Here is a 15,870-nt window from a genome sequence, read left to right as displayed (position 1 = left end):
GGGTGATGCTGGCCCCATGACCGACAGCACCCCCGCCCGCGCCGCCGAGATCACCCACTGGGGCCACGCCTGCGTCCGCCTGGAGCGCGACGGCAGCCGCCTGGTGCTCGACCCGGGCTCGTTCAGCGACCCGACCGTCCTCGACGACGCCGACGCCGTGCTGATCACCCACGAGCACGTCGACCACGTGGACGTCGCGCGCCTCGCCGCCGCGCTCGGCGCCCGCACCGGGTTCGACGTGTGGGCGCCCGCGGGCGTGGTCGCGCAGCTCACCGAGGCCGGCGCGCCCGCGGACCGGGTGCACGCCGCGGCCGACGGGGACGCGTTCGACGCGGCCGGGTTCGCCGTCCGGGCGGTGGGCGAGTGGCACGCCGTGATCCACCCCGACGTGCCCCGCGCGCACAACGTCGCGTACCTGGTGGACGGGGCGCTGCTGCACCCGGGCGACTCGTTCACGCCGCCGCCCGCCGGGACCGCCGTCGACGTGCTGCTCGTGCCGGTCGCGGGGCCGTGGCTGAAGCTCGCCGAGTCGATCGACTACGTCCGGGCCGTGCGCCCGCGGGTGGCCGCGCCGATCCACGACGCGATCCTGTCCGACCCCGGCCGCGCGCTCGCCGACCGCCTGGTCGGCGGCATGGGTGGCGCAGGGGAGTACGTGCGCATCGCCGCGGGCGCCCCGTACACCTGGACCCCCGGCGCCTGACGGCGCCCGGCTCAGGCCGGCGGGGCGGTCGAGCCGCGGCGGACCAGCGACGTCGGCAGCCGCACGTGCGGGTCCGGCGCCTCGCCGCCGTCGAGCAGCGCCGTGAGCAGCGCGATCGCGGCCGCCCCCATGCGCTGGATCGGCTGGTGCACCGTCGTGAGCGGCGGCTCCGTCTGCGCCGACTCGGGGATGTCGTCGAACCCGATCACGGACAGGTCGCGCGGCACGTGCAGCCCGAGCTCGCGGGCGACCTCGATCGTCGCGATCGCCGAGAGGTCGTTCGCCGCGAACACCGCGGTCGGGCGGTCCGGCAGGCTGAGCAGCTCGCGCACCGGCTCGCGCGTCGGCTCCTTGCGGTAGTCGCCCTCCCGGACGAGCACCTCGTCGACGGCGACCCCCGCGGCGGCCATCGCCCGCCGGAAGCCCTGCTCGCGCAGGCGGGACGACTCCAGGTCGGGGCGGCCGCCGACGAACGCGATCCGCCGGTGCCCGAGGCCCAGCAGGTGCTCCGTCCCGAGCACCGCGCCGGCGAGGTTGTCCGAGTCGACGGTCGGCAGGCCGGTCGGGCCGGTGTGCGGGTCGATCGCGACGACCGGCACCCCGGCGTCGGCCTCCACCACGGTCGGGGTGACCAGCACGGCCCCGTCGATCAGGGTGCCGCTGAGCCGCGACAGGTAGCGCCGCTCCCAGCCGGCCCCGCGTCCGTGCAGGCCGCCGGTGTAGGCGAGCAGCTCGTAGCCGGAGTCGGAGTCCGCGAGCGCCGCCGCCGCGCCCTTGAGGATCTCGGCGGAGAACGGCTCGAACTCCGCGACCAGGATCCCGAGCACGTGCGTGCGGTGCGACCGGAGGCTGCGCGCGACCAGGCTCGACTCGTACCCGAGCCGGTCGATGACCTCCATGACCCGGGTCGAGGTCGCCTGCGCCACCCCGTACCGGCCGTTGATGACCTTCGACACCGTCGCGACGGACACGCCCGCGTCCCGCGCCACGTCGGTGATGGTCACTCGCTGCCCCATGCCGGGGATCGTAGCCGCGCGCGAGGTGTGCCCAGGCGCGATCGCGGCCCCCGCCGGCGGACCGGGGTCAGCGGCGGCGGTCGGCGCCCGCCGCTGCGTGCACCGCGGGGTCCATGGTGAGCCGCAGCGCGACATCCAGCGGGAGGCGGGTGCGGGCCCGGCTGCGCCGCGCGAGGAGCGCCGCGCGCTGCCGGGCGCGCGCGTCGTCGAGGCGGTGCGGTCGGTCCTGGGCCATGCCCCCACGCTGCCCCGGCGTGCTGGCCAGGGGCATCGGCCCCGGGGTGGAGATCCGCGTACGCCGGACGGTGGACCCGGCCGACGGTCCCGGCACGGACGGCGCGCCCGGTCGCGGCCCTGGTCGGCGCCCCGTACCGTCCCCGGCAGACGGACACCGGGAAGGGGTGGGGCGGGCACATGTGGTTCCGACGACGGAGGACGACGGCGCCGAGCGGCGGGGACGCCGTGCGCGCGGCGGAGGTCGCCCGCGACGACGCCGGACGCGGACCGGGCGCCGGCGCGCTGTGGGCGGACGGCTTCGGCCGGATCGGCACCCGCTCCGTGCAGGTCCTGGCGCTGCTTGCCCTGGTCACCGTGGCGGTGTTCGCGATCACCCGGCTGACCCTCGTCGTCGTCCCGGTGCTGATCGCGCTCGTGCTGGCCTCCGCGATCCACCCGCTGGTGTCCTGGCTGCGCCGGCACCGGCTGCCGTCGATCGCCGCCACCTGGATCGCGCTGGTGCTGATCGTCGGCGTCCTCGGCGGCGTGATCACCGCGGTGGTCTACTCGGTGATCCACCAGTGGGACGACCTCGCGGACCAGGCGGTCGCCGGGTTCGGGGAGCTGCAGGACTCGCTCACCGGGCTGCCGATCCAGATCACCGACGACCAGATCGCCGACGCGCGCACCGCGGTGACCGACTTCCTCACGTCGAGCAGCTTCGGCGCGGGCGCCATCGCGGGCGTGTCCGCCACCGCGAACTTCCTCACCGGGTTCGTGCTGATGGTCGTCGTGCTGTTCTTCTTCCTCAAGGACGGCCCGACGATCTGGGAGTTCCTGCTCCGGCCCTTCGAGGGCGAGCGCTACCGGCGCGGGCAGCGCGTCGGCGGGCGCGTGGTGCAGACGATGGGCGGCTACGTGCGCGGCACGGCCATCGTGGCCGCGGTCGACGCGATCGGCATCGGCGTCGGCCTGGTGATCATGGGTGTCCCGCTGGCGATCCCGCTGTCGGTGCTCGTGTTCCTGCTGGCGTTCATCCCGCTCGTCGGCGCGACCCTGGCCGGCGCGCTCGCCGCGCTCGTGACGCTGGTCGCGCTCGGGCCGGTCGAGGCGCTGATCGTGGTCGGCATCGTCATCCTCGTGAACCAGCTGGAGGGCAACTTCCTGCAGCCGGTCGTGATGGCCCGGTCGCTGGCGCTGCACCCGCTGGTCATCCTGGTCGCGCTGACCATCGGCACAGTCCTCGCGGGCATCACCGGCGCGGTGCTGGCCGTGCCGATCGCCGCGTCGATCTGGGGGGCGATCCAGGTGTGGAACGGCCCCCACGAGCCGGCGCGGCCGGCGCAGCAGAAGCGCCGCGAGGTCACCGAGGGGCGGTGAGCCGCCGGGCACGGCTCCGGGCCGCCGGGGACGCGGGGGCCACCGGCCGTCGCGCAGCCGGCCCGGGCGGCCGGGGTCAGGCCGGGGTGCGCCAGACCGAGACGTGGGACGTGCTCTCCGCGGTGAACGTCGCCTCCGTGAAGTCCGCCCAGCGCTCCGTCGGGCGCATGCCCGCGATCCGGGCCATCAGGTCGAGCTCCGCCGGCCAGACGTACCGGTGGGGCGAGCGGCCGGTGGTCACCGACCCGTCGGGCTCGACCGTGTAGTGGTGCGACACCAGCCGCTGCTCGGCCACGTCGTACCGGTCGAACCCGAGGTGCGCGTCGCTCACGTCGAACGGCAGCGCCACCTCGCCCGGGGGGAGCCGGCGCAGCTGCGGCACGAACACCTCGCACACGAACGCCCCGCCGGGCTCCAGGTGCCGGGCGGCGTTCTCGAAGCAGGCGACCTGGGCGTCCTGGGTCATCAGGTTCGTGATCCCGTTGAACACCAGGTACACGAGCCGGAACCGCCCGGGCGCCGTCGCCGACGTCATGTCGCCGATCGTCACGGGCACCCGCTCCGCCCCGGGCTTGGCGGCGAGCCGGGCGGCCATCGGCTCGGACCGCTCGATGCCGGCGACCGGCACCCCGCGGTCGGCCAGCGCCAGCGCGACGCGCCCGGTGCCGACCGCGAGCTCCAGCGCACGCCCGCCGGCGGCGCGCGCCGCCAGGAAGTCCACCGTCGGACCGAGCACGTCGGGGGCGAACATGGCGGCGCTCGACTCGTCGTAGCGCGCGGCGACCCGCTCGGTCCAGATGTCCTCGTCCGTCACGCCGTCGAGGCTCCCACCGCCGCGACGTGCCGGGCCAGGGAATAGCGGACCGGCGCGCGGCCGTGTTGAGTAGGACGCGTCAGCCGACGACGACGCCGGGAGGAGCCCCGCATGGACGTGCACCAGCTCGCGCAGGAGCAGATCGACCTCGCCCACCAGGACCCGCACGGCCGGAGCGCCCAGATCGTGGTGCACGACGGCCCGCTCCGGCAGACCGTCATCGCGCTGCGCACCGGCACCCGGCTCGCCGAGCACAACTCGCCGCCCGCGGGCAGCATCCTCGTGCTCCGCGGCACCGTGGCCGTGTCCAGCGCCGAGCGCGTGGACACGCTGCCGACCGGCTTCCTGGCGACGCTCACGCACGACCGGCACGGCGTCGAGGCGCTGAGCGACGCGGCGATCCTGCTCACCACCGTCACGGGGACGGGGGACCCCTCGCACGGCTGAGCTGCGCGGCGCGCCGCGCAGTTCACGTTGTGGCCGCCTCCCGGCGCTGGCTACCGTCGGGAGGGCGCGCAGCGTGGCGCGCCCGACCCCAGGAGGCCCGCCGTGACGATCCGGCCCGACGACGTGGCGACCACCGAGGACGAGCCGCCACCGGGCCCGACGCTCGGCGACCGTCTCGCGCGTATCCGCTGCACCCCGGGGCGCGTGGCGCGGCTGGGGGCGTCGGTCGTCGTGCTCGGGGTGCTGGTCGACCTGGCGCTGCTGCGGATCTACACCAGCTCGGGCGTCCGCGTCGCGCAGTGGCTCGCGACGCTGCTGAGCCACCTCTCGACGACGCTGACGGTGCTCGGCCCGGCCCTGCTGGCCGTGGCCCTCGGCGCGGCGCTGCTCCGGCACCGGCCGCCCGCCGACCCCGGGCCGCAGCTGGCGGCGCCCGGCGGCATCCCGTCGCGCGACCCCGGCGCCCGTCCGTAGCGTGGCGGGCGTGCCCGACTCGATCTTCGCCGACCCGCGCCTCGCCCCGCTCTACGACGTCTTCGACGACGACCGCTCCGACCTCGACCTGTACCGGGCCGTCGCGCGCGAGGTCGGCGCGCGCCGGGTCCTGGACGTCGGCTGCGGCACCGGCACGCTCGCCCTGCTGCTCGCGGGCGACGGCCTGGAGGTCGTCGGCGTCGACCCGGCCCGGGCGTCGCTCGACGTGGCGCGCGCCAAGCCCGGTGCCGACCGCGTGACCTGGCTGCACGGCGACGCCACGACGCTGCCGCCGCTGGCGGTCGACCTGGCCACGATGACCGGGAACGTCGCCCAGGTGTTCCTGGCCGACGACGACTGGTCCGCCACCCTGTGCGGCATCCGGGACGCGCTCGTCCCGGGCGGCCACCTGGTCCTGGAGACCCGCCGCCCCGAGGCCCGGGCGTGGGAGGACTGGGCCGCGGACGACGGCGCCGGGGCGCGGGAGGTGCCCGACGTCGGGCGGGTGGCGGAGGAGTTCGCCGTGACCGAGGTCGCGCTGCCGCTCGTCTCGTTCCGGTCCGTGTTCCGGTTCCCCGACGGTCGCGAGGTGGCGTCGTCGTCGACGCTGCGGTTCCGGTCGCTGGACGAGGTGCGCGCGTCGCTGGCTGCGGCGGGTCTGGACGTCGTCGACGTGCGCGACGCGCCGGACCGGCCCGGTCTGGAGCACGTCGTCCTGGCCAGGCGCCCGGCCGGCTGACGGATCCGCTCGCTGCCGGTGTCGATCCGCGGGTTCCCCGTTCGACTCCTGGGTGAGAGGGTCCGGACGAGGACCCGGCACCAGGGAGGCACGACCGTGAAGTACATGCTGATCATGCGCTCGTCGGGGGAGTCGGCGCCCGGAGGCGACGCGACCTCGTACGAGGACTCGATCGAGACGATGAGCCGGTACAACGAGGAGCTGGTCGCGGCCGGCGTGCTCGTGGCGATGGAGGGGCTGTCCGACGACCCGGCGGAGAGCGTCGTCGTCGACTACGCGCAGACACCGCCGGTCGCCACGGACGGCCCGTACGGCGAGGCGAAGGAGCTGTTCGGCGGCTACTGGATCCTCGACGTCGGTTCCCAGGCCGAGGCGGTCGAGTGGGCGAGGCGCGCACCGCTGTCGTGGCCGGGGGTGAAGGTCGAGATCCGGCGGATCGCGACCATCGACGAGTTCCCCCAGGACAACCCGTGGATCCAGCGGGAGCGGGCGTGGCGCGAGGCGACGGGCCAGCTCTGAGCCCGGGCGCGCCGGGGGAGGGCCGCGCCGCGGTCGAGGCGGTCTGGCGGACGAGCGCCGCCCGGATCGTGGCGACTCTGGCGCGGTCCACCGGCGACCTCGCCCTGGCGGAGGACGTGGCGCAGGAGGCGCTGGCAGAGGCGCTGGTCGCCTGGCCGCGGGACGGCGTGCCCGCGAACCCCGCCGGCTGGCTCGTGACCGCGGGGCGGCGGCGCGCCGTGGACGCGTTCCGGCGGCGGGCGGCGCTCGACGACCGGTACGCCGCGCTCGCGCGGGACGCGGGGCGGGGCGCCGGGCCGGCCGGCGACGCCGACCTGCTGCACGACCCGGACGCGGTCGGCGACGACGTCCTCGCCCTCATGTTCGTCGCCTGCCACCCCGTGCTGTCCCGCGAGGCGCAGGTGGCGCTCACCCTCCGGGTCGTCGGCGGCCTGACCACCGAGGAGATCGGGCGCGCGTTCCTGGTGCCGACCGCGACCGTGCAGGCGCGCATCACCCGCGCCAAGAAGACGCTCAGCGCCGCCCGGGTCCCGTTCGCCGTGCCGTCGGGGCCGGAGCGCCGCGACCGTCTGGCGTCGGTGCTCGCGGTGGTGTACCTCGTGTTCACCGAGGGGTCGACGGCCACCTCCGGGGACGACCTGCTGCGGCCCGACCTCGCGCGGGAGGGCGTCCGGCTAGCGCGGGTGCTCGCGCACCTGGCGCCCGACGAGCCGGAGGTGCTGGGTCTGCTCGCGCTCCTGGAGCTCACCGCCGCGCGGTTCCCCGCGCGGGTGGCCGACGACGGCTCGGCGGTCCTGCTCGAGGACCAGGACCGGCGCCGGTGGGACCGGGCGGCGATCCGCCGGGGCCGGGCCGCGCTGGCGGCGGCGGGCAGGGCGGGGAACGGGCTGGGCGCCTACGGGCTGCAGGCGGCGATCGCCGAGTGCCACGCGGTGGTCGCGCCCTCGGTCGCCGCGACCGACTGGGAGCGCGTCGTGGTGCTCTACGACGCGCTCGGCCGGCTCGCGCCCTCCCCGGTCGTCGACCTGAACCGGGCGGTGGCGGTCGCGATGGCGCACGGCCCGGCGGCGGGGCTCGCGCTCGTCGAGCGGCTGGCGGACTCCGGTGCGCTGGCCGGGTCGCACCTGCTGCCGTCGGTGCGCGGCGAGCTGCTCCGGCGGCTCGGCCGGGACGCCGAGGCGCGTGACGACCTCGCCCGTGCGGCGGCGCTGTGCCCGAACCCGCGGGAGCGCCGGGTGCTGCAGGACAAGATCGCGGCGCTGCCGGCCGGGTGAGACCGCCGGATCGGCCCTGTACACGGACGTCGCAGCGCTGGCAGGCTCGAGCCCGAGACCACCCGACCCGGACGGGGGAGCCGTGCCCGACGACGACCGGACCGACACGCGGACGCTCGGCGAGCGTCCCGGCACGAACGACGCCCCGCTCGGCCCGTCGTTCCGCGACGGGCCCGCCCCGCACGCCGAGGTCGGCCGCGGCTGCCCTGGCCGAGGCGGTCCCGTTCTTGCTGCTCGCCGCGGTGGTCGTGCTCGTGGTGGCCGGCCGATGAGCGGCACGGAGCGGGTGCTCGGCATCGGCGGCTACTTCCTGCGGGCGCGGGACCCCGAGGCGCTGACCCTCTGGTACCGGGACCTGCTCGGGATCGAGGACGACGCCCACGGCCTGTGGCACCAGGAGGCCGGCCCCACGGTGTTCGCGGCGTTCGACCCGGACACCGACTACTTCGGGTCGCCGCAGCAGCAGACGATGCTGAACTTCCGGGTCCGGGATCTCGACGCGATGCTCGCGCAGCTGCGGGAGCGGGGCGCCGACGTCGCCCCCGAGACGCAGGACATGGACGGCGTCGGGCGGTTCGGCTGGGTCACCGACCCGGAGGGGAACCGGGTCGAGCTCTGGCAACCGGCCTGACGGCGCCCGGGCTCGGCCGCCGACGGAGCTCGGCCTGCGCGCCGCGCACGAGCAGCAGGAGCTCGCCGTCGTCCAGGCCCTCCGCCCGGGCGCGCGCGACCAGGGCGCGCACGTCGGCCAGCAGGTCGACGCGGTCGGCGGTGTGGTCCGGACCCGACCGCGGCGGACGTGCCGCGTCCCCGGCCACGACGGTTCCGGTCCGCCGGCGGGCGTGCACGACACCGGCGGCCTCCAGCTCCCGGTACGCGCGCTGCACGGTCCCGACCGCGACGCCGAGGTCCCGTGCCAGGTCGCGGGAGGCGGGCAGTCGCTCGCCCGGCCTGAGCGCGCCCACGGCCACGAGCGCCGCGAGCTGGGAGCGGATCTGCTCGTAGACGGGGGTCGCGGCCGTCAGGTCGACGCGGAGCTCGGTCACGCGGCGATCCCGGCCAGCGGGCGCGGACGGGGGACGGGGCGTGCAGCCACCGCGGTACCGGCGACGACCATCGAGCCGATCAGGACGGCGGAGCCCCCCAGTGCCGAGAGAGCGGCGGCCACAGGCGTGTGCTGCAGCGCCAGGGCGGCGAACAGCATGGTGAGACCCACGCCCGCCCCTGCCCAGAGCTGCGCTCCCGCGAGCAGGCGTGCGGCGGCGAGTCGACGGACCCCGTCGTCGTGCTCGGTGGTGACGAGCGGGAGCGGCGGACGCCGGGTCAGCACGCGCAGGGCGAGCAGCGTCGCGACCGCCACCGCGGCGAGCCCGACGAGGATCGGGCCGCCGTAGTACCAGCCCGGGTAGGGGCCGCGGGCTCCCCACGTGACCGAGCCGCCGTCCTCCATGACGGTGTGCGCGACCCGCTGGCCGTCGGGCGTCGCGGTCGCGCCGTAGAGCAGGACCGCGACGACGCCGGTGCCGAGCGTGGCTGCCAGGACGGCCAGCCGCCAGCCGCCGGTGCTCACCGACGTGCGCCGCGTGAGCGGGGCCGTCCGCACCGTGCCGCGCGGCCGGGGCCACGTGCGCTCGCCCACCGCCCGGACGAGGCAGAGCACGACGGCCCCGACGTAGGGCGCGGTGGCGGCGCCCAGCGCGTAGCCCGCGCCGCGGTCGCCGCCCGCCGGCGAGAGCGGCAGCGACGGCAGCATGAGGAAGGCGACCGTGGCACCCGCGCTGGCGAGCGCGGCGACGACCGAGACGAACGTCTCGTGCCGGCGCGCGGCGAGAGCGACGGACGGCGCTGCGGAGTCGGGGCCGGCGCGTCGCGCGACGACGACGTGCACGGCGAGCACCACCGCTCCGGTGAGCACGGCGAGCGGGACGAGGAGCACGAGCGCGGCCACGAGACCTCCAATGAGTCGTTGACGTGATTCATTGAAGCAGTGGGGCCTTCCCGTGTCCAGCACCTCGCGTCAGGGTGGCGCCGGGTGAACCCCGCCGCGCAGGGGGTGAAACCCCTGATCGGAGCGTCCGGGGAGCGCATCCCGGGGGAGTACGCCCCGTACCGTCGACCCCCCGGGGCCGGCCGCCGCCGCCCCGTCCGCGTGCGAGGTCCGAGAGGGGAGCCCCGATGGACGCCGAGACCATGGCGCCGCCGGTCGACGACCCCCGCTGGCGGGACGCCCTGCGGTCCGTCCTCGACGAGCCCGCCGCGCACGCCCTGCACGCGCAGCCGATCGTGGACCTCACCACGGGATCCGTCGCCGGATACGAGCTGCTGTCCCGGTTCGACGGCCCGTGGCGCGCGACCCCGGACGTGTGGTTCGCGGCCGCGCAGCGCTGGGGGGCGAACCCGGCGCTCCAGGCGCGCGTGCTGGAGCGGGCCGTCGCGACGCGGGCCGACCTGCCGCCGAACACGTTCCTCACCGTCAACGTCGACCCCCACCTCCTCGCCGACGACCTCGTCGCGGGCGCTCTGCTCCGGCACGGCGACCTGTCCCGCATCGTCCTGGAGCTCACCGAGCACACCCGCGTCGACGAGGCCGGCCACGCCATGGCCGTGCTCGACCGGGCCAGGTCCGCGGGTGCGCTCGTCGCCATGGACGACGCCGGGACCGGGTACGCGGGTCTCGAGCTGCTCCTCGCGCTGCGGCCCGACATCGTCAAGCTCGACCGCGCCCTGGTGACCGGGATCGACACCGACCCGGTGAAGCGGGCGCTCGCCGAGGTGTTCGGCGACCTGGTCGGCCGGATGGACGGCTGGATCCTCGCCGAGGGGGTCGAGACGCGCGGCGAGCTCGAGGCCCTGATCGGCCTCGGCGTGCCGCTGGGGCAGGGCTGGGCACTCGGCCGCCCGCACCCGCAGATGCTCGCGACGCTGCCCGACGAGGACGCCGCGCACATCCGCGCGACCGCCTCGCGGGTGTCGCTCACCGGCAACGTGGCGAGCCTCGTGCGCCCGGCCCGGGCCGGGGCGGACCGGGACCGGGACGACGTGCTGCTCGCGGACAGCGGGCTGGTCGCCGGGGTGCGTGACGGGTCGGGGGTGTGGGTGCCGGCCATGACGGTCGCCCCCAGCGCGTCGCTCGCGGAGGTGGCGCGGCGGGCGATGCTCCGCCCCGAGTCCCGACGGTGGGACCCGCTGGTGTGCACCGCGGCCAACGGCGAGGTCCTCGGGACCGTGCCGATCGACATCCTGCTGCTCGCGCTCTGCGACTCATCAGGGACCTGATCCAGGCCGATAGACGAGGGACCCCGCCGGGGCCCGAGATCCAGGAAGAGGACACCACCATGAAGGCATTCCGCTGCGGGGACGTCGTCCCGGGCTGCGCCCGCGCGTTCACCGGCACCGAGGACGAGATCCTCGCCCAGGTGGCCCACCACGCCCAGCAGGACCACGGCCTCACGGAGGTCCCCGCCGAGCTCGTCGCGCAGGTCCGCGGGGCGATGCTCCCGGCCTGAGGCACGCCGTGCGCGGCGGAGCCCGGTCCTGCCGCCCGGCGGTGCCGGGCTCTGTCGTCCCGGACGTGCGACGGAGCGTCAGCGCACCCGTTCGACCCGGTCGGGCGGGCGTCGCCGCCACCGCCCGGGACGACGACCCCGCGCCCCGATCACCCCGGATCCCGGCAGCGTCCACCGGCTCGCGACGACGTCGCCCGCGGCGTCGAGCCAGTCGGCACGCTCGACCGGGGCGGCGAGCGCCGTCGCGAGCCACCGCGCCGTGAGGTCCGCGAGCTCCCCGGGCGCGGCGGGCAGGCCGAAGAGCTCCAGCGCCCCGGCGGGGCCGCCGTCGAGGAGGTGGCTGCCGCCCCACCCGCCCTCGACGCCCGTCCCGCGCGGCCCCGCCGTCCAGTAGCCGACCTGGAGGTCGACGTGCCGGGGCGGGAGACCGGGGACGTCCACCTGGAGGTGCAGCGGACGCAGGACGGTCCGGACGCGGGTGCCCGACGGGTCGAGGCCCGCCGGCTCCCACACCTCGTGGCGCTCCCGCAGTGCCGCGAGGAACCGCGCCTCGTCGGGGGACCGCGGGGCGTCGCCGTCGAACCAGGTCGCGGGGTGGCTCACTCCCGGCACGCTAGCGGGGCGCGCGCGGCTGCGCCCGGGTCGTCACCCCGGGTCGGCGGCGGCCGCACCCGAGGAGCGGCGGTGGCGCTCGTAGACCACGCGCGACCCGAACGTCCGCGTCTCCACGAGCTCCAGGTGGAGCGGTTCCGCCACGGGCGGCAGGAACGGCGTCCCGCCTCCGACCACCAGCGGGTTCCGGAACGCTCGCACCTCGTCCAGCAGCCCGAGCGCGATCGCCTGCGCCGCCAGGTCCGGGCCGCCGACGGACACGTCCCGGTCCGAGCACGCGAGCGCGGCGGCGACCTCCTCGGCCACCGACCCCCTCGCGAGCCGCGCGTTGCCCTCGACCCGGTCGAGCGTGCGGCTGAACACCACCTTGGGCAGCGCGGCCCAGACGTCGGCGAACGCGTCACCCAGGTCCGTGGCGCGCATCAGCGGATCGGTCTCCCAGGGCAGCATCGTCTCGTACAGCCGGCGGCCGCACAGGTACCCGCCGAGCTCCCCGACCTGCGCCAGGCTGAACCGGAACTGGTCCTCGGACGGCGCGCTCCACGCGAAACCGCCCTTTCGGTCGGAGACGTAGCCGTCCAGCGTGACGCTCATCGAGTAGATCAGCACGCGCCGAGCCTAGGTCCGGTCCTCCCGCCGCAGCGGCTGCCCACCCCGCGGAACGCGGTCGGCGAGCACGTCGATCGCGCGCCGGGTGAGCTCCATCTCGACGTCACCGCCGTGCCCCTCGGACTCGACGACGTGCAGCTCGCTGCCGGGCCACGCCCGGTGCAGCCGCCACGGCGTGACCGCGGGACCGCTGATGTCACGCCGGCCGTGGACCAGCACGCCGGGGACGTCGGCGAGCTCGTGCACGCGGGCCAGCGCCGCCTCCTCGCCCTCCAGGAAGCAGTCGTGGGCCCAGAAGTGCGTCACGAGCGTCGCGAAGTTGGCGCGCTCCCGCGGGTCGTCGTGCAGCGGGCCCGGCGCCCAGCCCGGGTCGAGCGACACGTGCGTCGACTCCCAGGCGTCCCACGCGTCGGCGGCGGCCGCGCGCACGTCCGGGTCGGGGTCACGGAGCCGGCGCGCGTAGTGCTCGACGACGCGCACGCCGTCGGGGACGTCGGCGGCGAACCGGTGCCAGGCCTCGGGGAAGACGCGGCCCACCCCCTCGGTGATCCAGTCGATCTCGTCGCGCCCGCCGGTGGTCACGGCGGTGAGCACGAGCGCGGTCACGCGGTCCCGGTGCGCGAGGGCGTACGCCAGGGCGAGCGTGGACCCCCACGACACGCCGTGCACCAGCCAGGTGTCGATCCCGAGGTGCTCGCGGAGCGCCTCGACGTCCTCGACGAGCGTGCCGGTGGTGATCTCGTCCAGGTGGTCGAGGTCGTCGACCGCGCACGGGGTGCTGCGACCGCAGCCGCGCTGGTCCAGGCCCACCACGCGGTAGCGCGACGGGCCGAACCGCCGGCGGTAGCCCCCGCGCCCGAGCCCGCTGCCCGGCCCGCCGTGCAGGTACAGCGCGGGGAGTCCCGCCCGGTCGCCGGACTCCTCCCAGTAGAGCCGGACGCCGCCGGGGCGGTCGAGCCAGCCGGAGTCGGACGGTTCCGTGGGCGGGTGCACCCTCGACACGGTACGAGCACCGGCCGGTCCGGGCGTGTCAGCCGGCGTCGGCCGGGACCAGGCGGGCCGGCCCGGAGCCCGCGGCAGCGGTCGGCGGAGCGTCCCAGCGGAACCGCTCGACCAGTCCGCGCGTCCCCGGGACGCGGGCGGCGACGGCGAGGACGGCGACGCCCGCGGCTCCGCCGACGACGTTCCACAGGAGGTCGTTCACGTCGGCGACGTGGCCGCTGCCCAGGAAGTGGGTGGTGAGCAGCTGGACGACCTCGATCACGAGGCTCACGCCCGCGGCCGCGACCACGGGGCGCCACCACGACGACCGCCTGAGGACCAGTGCCAGCAGGATCCCGAGCGGCACGAAGACCCCCACGTTCATCAGGGCGTCGGCGACCTCGTAGTCGGCGAACGGGACCAGCACGACCTGGCTGGTCCACGGCGCGTCGCCCACGGGCTTGTCCAGGTAGACGGGGAAGACCGTGTTCGCCACGACTCCGGCGAGGTAGACGCACAGCGCCAGCGCGACGAGGGCGCGCGGGGTGGTGAGCCGCGCGCGGTGGCGCAGCGACCCGAGCAGCGCGGCGAGCGCGGCGAGCGCCAGGGGGAGGACGACGGGGAGGACGGGGACCTGGCGGAACACGGGCGCTGCACTTCCTGCTCGGAGGACGGGCGTGGTCGGCGGGACCGGCCCCTCGCCACCGTCGCACGGAGCGCGGCGCGCCGCGTCCACCCGGGGTCGGACGGCGCGGTGACCAGCACCGTCGCGGGTCCGACCCCGGGTGGACGCCAGGGCGCGGCCCGGCGGGCACGCTGCTCCGGTGCCCTTCACGCTCGCCCACCCCGCCGCCGTCCTCCCGCTCGCCCGGCGGCCGCTCGTCCCCGCCGCGCTCGTCGCCGGCGCGCTGGCCCCCGACGTGCCGTACTTCCTGCCCCTGCCGCGCTCGGCGGGGTCCTGGTACGAGCCGTTCGTCAACGCCACGACGACGCACGCCTGGCCCGGCGCGCTCACGGTGGCCGTTCCCTCCGCCGCGCTGCTGCTCGGGCTGTGGTGGCTGGTGCACGCGCCGCTGCGGGCGCTGGTCGCGAGCGGCCCGGGGGAGCCGGGGGAGCGGCGGGAACGGGGCGGGGCGGGTGCTCCGCCGGGAGCGGCGTCGGGGTTCACCTCGCGCGCCGCCGCCTGGCTGGTCGTTTCCCTGGTCCTCGGTGTCCTCACGCACGTGGTCTGGGACGCGTTCACCCACGGGGACGGGGCCCTGGTGCAGCGAGTGGCCTGGCTGCGCGAGCCGCTCGTCTCCGGGGTGCCCGCCGCACGGGTGCTGCAGCACCTCAGCACCGCCGCCGGGCTCCTCGTGCTCGCACTCTGGGCGGGGCGACGGCTCCTCGCATGGCGCCGCGCCGGCGGCGGCCCGGTCCTCGGGCGCCTCCAGGTGGTCGGGGTCGGCGCCGTGGTCGCGGCGGGGACCGCGGGCGCCGTCGTCGGTGCCCTCGGTGCGACAGGCTCGGGCGCCGAGGCCGTCCTGTCCGCGGCGGCGAAGGACGGCGGCACGGCGTTCGTCCTGATCGGCTTCGTGGTGTCCGCGGCGTGGTGGCTGGGCCGCGGCGCCCGGGCAAGGACGGCGCGGCCGGTCGGCGCGCGCTAGCGTCGGCGGGAGATCCCGTCGCCGGCCCGGAGAGCATGATGACCCCCACGCACGTCCCCCGGATCGCGGTCGTCGGCCCGGGGGCGATCGGGACGTCGGTCGCCGCACTTCTCCACGAGGCCGGCCGGACCCGGTGCTCGCCGGGCGCCGGGCACGCGCCGGGCTCCGGCTGCGGTCGGACCGCGGCACGGTCGACGTCCCGGGTCCCGTGCTGACCGACCCCGGCGCGATCCGGGAGCCGGTGGACGTCGTGCTCCTCGCGGTGAAGACCACCCAGACCGTGGGAGCCGCGCCGTGGCTGCGCGCGCTGTGCGGGCCGGGCACCGTCGTGTGCGTGCTCCAGAACGGCGTCCAGCAGCGCGAGGACGTGGCGCCGCTCGTCCCGGACGGTGAGGTCGTCCCGTCGGTCGTCTGGTTCCCGGCGGTGCACTGCGACGACGGGTCCGTCAGGCTCCTCGCCGACCCGCGCCTCACGGTCCCGGACGGACCCGGTTCCTCGGAGGTCGTCGAGGCCCTGCGGGGGAGCCGCTGCGCGGTCGACGTGTCCGCGGACTTCACGACCCAGGCGTGGCGCAAGCTCCTGCAGAATGCGGCGGCCGGGCTCATGGCGCTGACGGGCCGGCGGTCGGGAGTGTTCCGGCGCGAGGACGTCGGAGCGCTGGCGCTCGCGTACCTCACCGAGTGCCTGGCGGTCGCGCGGGCCGAGGGCGCGCACCTGCCGGACGACGAGCCCCAGCGGCTCCTCGACGCGTTCCGAGCGGCGCCCGTCGACCGGGGGACCTCGATCCTCGCCGACCGCGAGGCCGGGCGACGGCTCGAGTGGGACGTCCGGAACGACGTCGTCCGGCGGCGCGGCCGGGCCCACGGCATCGCCACGCCGATCAGCGACGTCCTCGTGCCGCTGCTCGCGGCGACGAGCGACGGTCCGGGCTGA

The 15,870-nt window shown here is 76.7% G+C and carries 21 protein-coding genes; 12 read left to right on the top strand and 9 right to left on the bottom strand.

The features are described from left to right. Positions 1 to 16: 16 nt before the first annotated feature. Positions 17 to 703, top strand: coding sequence for an MBL fold metallo-hydrolase (locus FKM96_RS20175; protein WP_147796753.1), 687 nt, complete (start codon positions 17 to 19; stop codon positions 701 to 703). A gap of 11 nt (positions 704 to 714) precedes the next feature. Here FKM96_RS20175 and FKM96_RS20170 read toward each other — a convergent pair whose 3' ends face one another. Then, positions 715 to 1,719: a LacI family DNA-binding transcriptional regulator gene (locus tag FKM96_RS20170; protein ID WP_147796752.1), complete on the bottom strand. Its 1,005-nt coding sequence runs from the start codon at positions 1,717 to 1,719 to the stop codon at positions 715 to 717. Between the two features lie 67 nt (positions 1,720 to 1,786). Then, a complete protein-coding gene (locus tag FKM96_RS20915) occupies positions 1,787 to 1,954 on the bottom strand; it encodes a hypothetical protein (protein ID WP_168217061.1) in 168 nt (55 codons plus the stop codon). 179 nt (positions 1,955 to 2,133) lie between these two features. Here FKM96_RS20915 and FKM96_RS20165 point away from each other — a divergent pair, with 179 nt between their 5' ends. After that, on the top strand, positions 2,134 to 3,315 hold the full coding sequence (locus tag FKM96_RS20165; protein WP_147796751.1) for an AI-2E family transporter: 1,182 nt from the start codon (positions 2,134 to 2,136) through the stop codon (positions 3,313 to 3,315). Between the two features lie 76 nt (positions 3,316 to 3,391). Here FKM96_RS20165 and FKM96_RS20160 read toward each other — a convergent pair whose 3' ends face one another. Beyond that, positions 3,392 to 4,129 (bottom strand): class I SAM-dependent methyltransferase, encoded by a 738-nt coding sequence (locus FKM96_RS20160; RefSeq protein ID WP_246855101.1) that lies wholly within the window; start codon positions 4,127 to 4,129, stop codon positions 3,392 to 3,394. Between the two features lie 111 nt (positions 4,130 to 4,240). On the opposite strand from FKM96_RS20160, the gene FKM96_RS20155 reads away from it, so the two are divergent. The 6 genes from FKM96_RS20155 (at position 4,241) to FKM96_RS20130 (ending at position 8,213) form a co-directional block, all read left to right on the top strand. Next, positions 4,241 to 4,576 (top strand): cupin, encoded by a 336-nt coding sequence (locus tag FKM96_RS20155; RefSeq protein WP_147796750.1) that lies wholly within the window; start codon positions 4,241 to 4,243, stop codon positions 4,574 to 4,576. A gap of 102 nt (positions 4,577 to 4,678) precedes the next feature. After that, positions 4,679 to 5,050: a hypothetical protein gene (locus FKM96_RS20150; RefSeq protein ID WP_147796749.1), complete on the top strand. Its 372-nt coding sequence runs from the start codon at positions 4,679 to 4,681 to the stop codon at positions 5,048 to 5,050. Between the two features lie 10 nt (positions 5,051 to 5,060). After that, positions 5,061 to 5,789, top strand: coding sequence for a class I SAM-dependent methyltransferase (locus FKM96_RS20145; protein ID WP_147796748.1), 729 nt, complete (start codon positions 5,061 to 5,063; stop codon positions 5,787 to 5,789). 105 nt (positions 5,790 to 5,894) lie between these two features. Next, entirely contained in the window at positions 5,895 to 6,308 is a 414-nt protein-coding gene (locus FKM96_RS20140) for a YciI family protein (RefSeq protein WP_210417486.1), read from the top strand. Continuing rightward, positions 6,281 to 7,582, top strand: coding sequence for an RNA polymerase sigma factor (locus FKM96_RS20135; RefSeq protein ID WP_147796746.1), 1,302 nt, complete (start codon positions 6,281 to 6,283; stop codon positions 7,580 to 7,582). Before FKM96_RS20140 ends, FKM96_RS20135 begins: the two co-directional genes overlap by 28 nt. An 82-nt stretch (positions 7,583 to 7,664) precedes the next feature. Next, complete coding sequence (locus FKM96_RS20130; protein WP_246855100.1) at positions 7,665 to 8,213, top strand: VOC family protein; 549 nt, start codon at positions 7,665 to 7,667, stop codon at positions 8,211 to 8,213. On the opposite strand, the gene FKM96_RS20125 is transcribed toward FKM96_RS20130, so the two are convergent. Continuing rightward, positions 8,167 to 8,628 (bottom strand): GntR family transcriptional regulator, encoded by a 462-nt coding sequence (locus FKM96_RS20125; RefSeq protein ID WP_147796745.1) that lies wholly within the window; start codon positions 8,626 to 8,628, stop codon positions 8,167 to 8,169. The genes FKM96_RS20130 and FKM96_RS20125 overlap by 47 nt on opposite strands. Beyond that, complete coding sequence (locus FKM96_RS20120) at positions 8,625 to 9,530, bottom strand: hypothetical protein (RefSeq protein ID WP_147796744.1); 906 nt, start codon at positions 9,528 to 9,530, stop codon at positions 8,625 to 8,627. The genes FKM96_RS20125 and FKM96_RS20120 overlap by 4 nt, the downstream gene beginning before the upstream one ends. A gap of 227 nt (positions 9,531 to 9,757) precedes the next feature. On the opposite strand from FKM96_RS20120, the gene FKM96_RS20115 reads away from it, so the two are divergent. Beyond that, positions 9,758 to 10,858: an EAL domain-containing protein gene (locus FKM96_RS20115; protein ID WP_210417322.1), complete on the top strand. Its 1,101-nt coding sequence runs from the start codon at positions 9,758 to 9,760 to the stop codon at positions 10,856 to 10,858. A 59-nt stretch (positions 10,859 to 10,917) separates the two neighbouring features. Then, the gene (locus FKM96_RS20110) at positions 10,918 to 11,088 is read left to right on the top strand and encodes a DUF1059 domain-containing protein (protein WP_147796743.1); all 171 of its coding nucleotides are present in this window, start codon (positions 10,918 to 10,920) and stop codon (positions 11,086 to 11,088) included. A gap of 78 nt (positions 11,089 to 11,166) precedes the next feature. Here FKM96_RS20110 and FKM96_RS20105 read toward each other — a convergent pair whose 3' ends face one another. From FKM96_RS20105 to FKM96_RS20090, 4 genes are read right to left on the bottom strand one after another with little or no spacing between them, the layout of a single operon-like run. Continuing rightward, complete coding sequence (locus FKM96_RS20105) at positions 11,167 to 11,691, bottom strand: hypothetical protein (RefSeq protein ID WP_147796742.1); 525 nt, start codon at positions 11,689 to 11,691, stop codon at positions 11,167 to 11,169. Between the two features lie 42 nt (positions 11,692 to 11,733). Continuing rightward, positions 11,734 to 12,309 carry a dihydrofolate reductase family protein gene (locus FKM96_RS20100; protein ID WP_147796741.1) on the bottom strand — a complete coding sequence of 192 codons (576 nt, stop codon included), beginning with the start codon at positions 12,307 to 12,309 and terminating at the stop codon, positions 11,734 to 11,736. Between the two features lie 9 nt (positions 12,310 to 12,318). Beyond that, positions 12,319 to 13,302, bottom strand: a complete 984-nt coding sequence (locus FKM96_RS20095; protein ID WP_371300464.1) for an alpha/beta fold hydrolase — start codon at positions 13,300 to 13,302, stop codon at positions 12,319 to 12,321. A 37-nt stretch (positions 13,303 to 13,339) separates the two neighbouring features. After that, on the bottom strand, positions 13,340 to 13,936 hold the full coding sequence (locus FKM96_RS20090; protein ID WP_147796739.1) for a VanZ family protein: 597 nt from the start codon (positions 13,934 to 13,936) through the stop codon (positions 13,340 to 13,342). A gap of 178 nt (positions 13,937 to 14,114) precedes the next feature. Between FKM96_RS20090 and FKM96_RS20085 the strand changes: the two genes are divergently transcribed. Further along, positions 14,115 to 14,936, top strand: coding sequence for a DUF4184 family protein (locus FKM96_RS20085; protein ID WP_168217060.1), 822 nt, complete (start codon positions 14,115 to 14,117; stop codon positions 14,934 to 14,936). A 133-nt stretch (positions 14,937 to 15,069) separates the two neighbouring features. Continuing rightward, the gene (locus FKM96_RS20080) at positions 15,070 to 15,870 is read left to right on the top strand and encodes an oxidoreductase (RefSeq protein ID WP_246855099.1); all 801 of its coding nucleotides are present in this window, start codon (positions 15,070 to 15,072) and stop codon (positions 15,868 to 15,870) included.

Source organism: Cellulomonas sp. Y8 (assembly GCF_008033115.1).
Taxonomy (GTDB): Bacteria; Actinomycetota; Actinomycetes; order Actinomycetales; family Cellulomonadaceae; genus Cellulomonas.
The sequence above is the reverse complement of the archived record's forward strand: the minus strand, read 5'-3'. Positions and strand labels throughout refer to the sequence as shown.

Coding starts and splice junctions, on each gene's coding strand:
- FKM96_RS20175 (WP_147796753.1), top strand. CDS start 17: ATGACCGACAGCACCCCCGCCCGCGCCGCCGAGATCACCCACTGGGGC.
- FKM96_RS20170 (WP_147796752.1), bottom strand. CDS start 1,719: ATGGGGCAGCGAGTGACCATCACCGACGTGGCGCGGGACGCGGGCGTG.
- FKM96_RS20915 (WP_168217061.1), bottom strand. CDS start 1,954: ATGGCCCAGGACCGACCGCACCGCCTCGACGACGCGCGCGCCCGGCAG.
- FKM96_RS20165 (WP_147796751.1), top strand. CDS start 2,134: ATGTGGTTCCGACGACGGAGGACGACGGCGCCGAGCGGCGGGGACGCC.
- FKM96_RS20155 (WP_147796750.1), top strand. CDS start 4,241: ATGGACGTGCACCAGCTCGCGCAGGAGCAGATCGACCTCGCCCACCAG.
- FKM96_RS20140 (WP_210417486.1), top strand. CDS start 5,895: ATGCTGATCATGCGCTCGTCGGGGGAGTCGGCGCCCGGAGGCGACGCG.
- FKM96_RS20115 (WP_210417322.1), top strand. CDS start 9,758: ATGGACGCCGAGACCATGGCGCCGCCGGTCGACGACCCCCGCTGGCGG.
- FKM96_RS20110 (WP_147796743.1), top strand. CDS start 10,918: ATGAAGGCATTCCGCTGCGGGGACGTCGTCCCGGGCTGCGCCCGCGCG.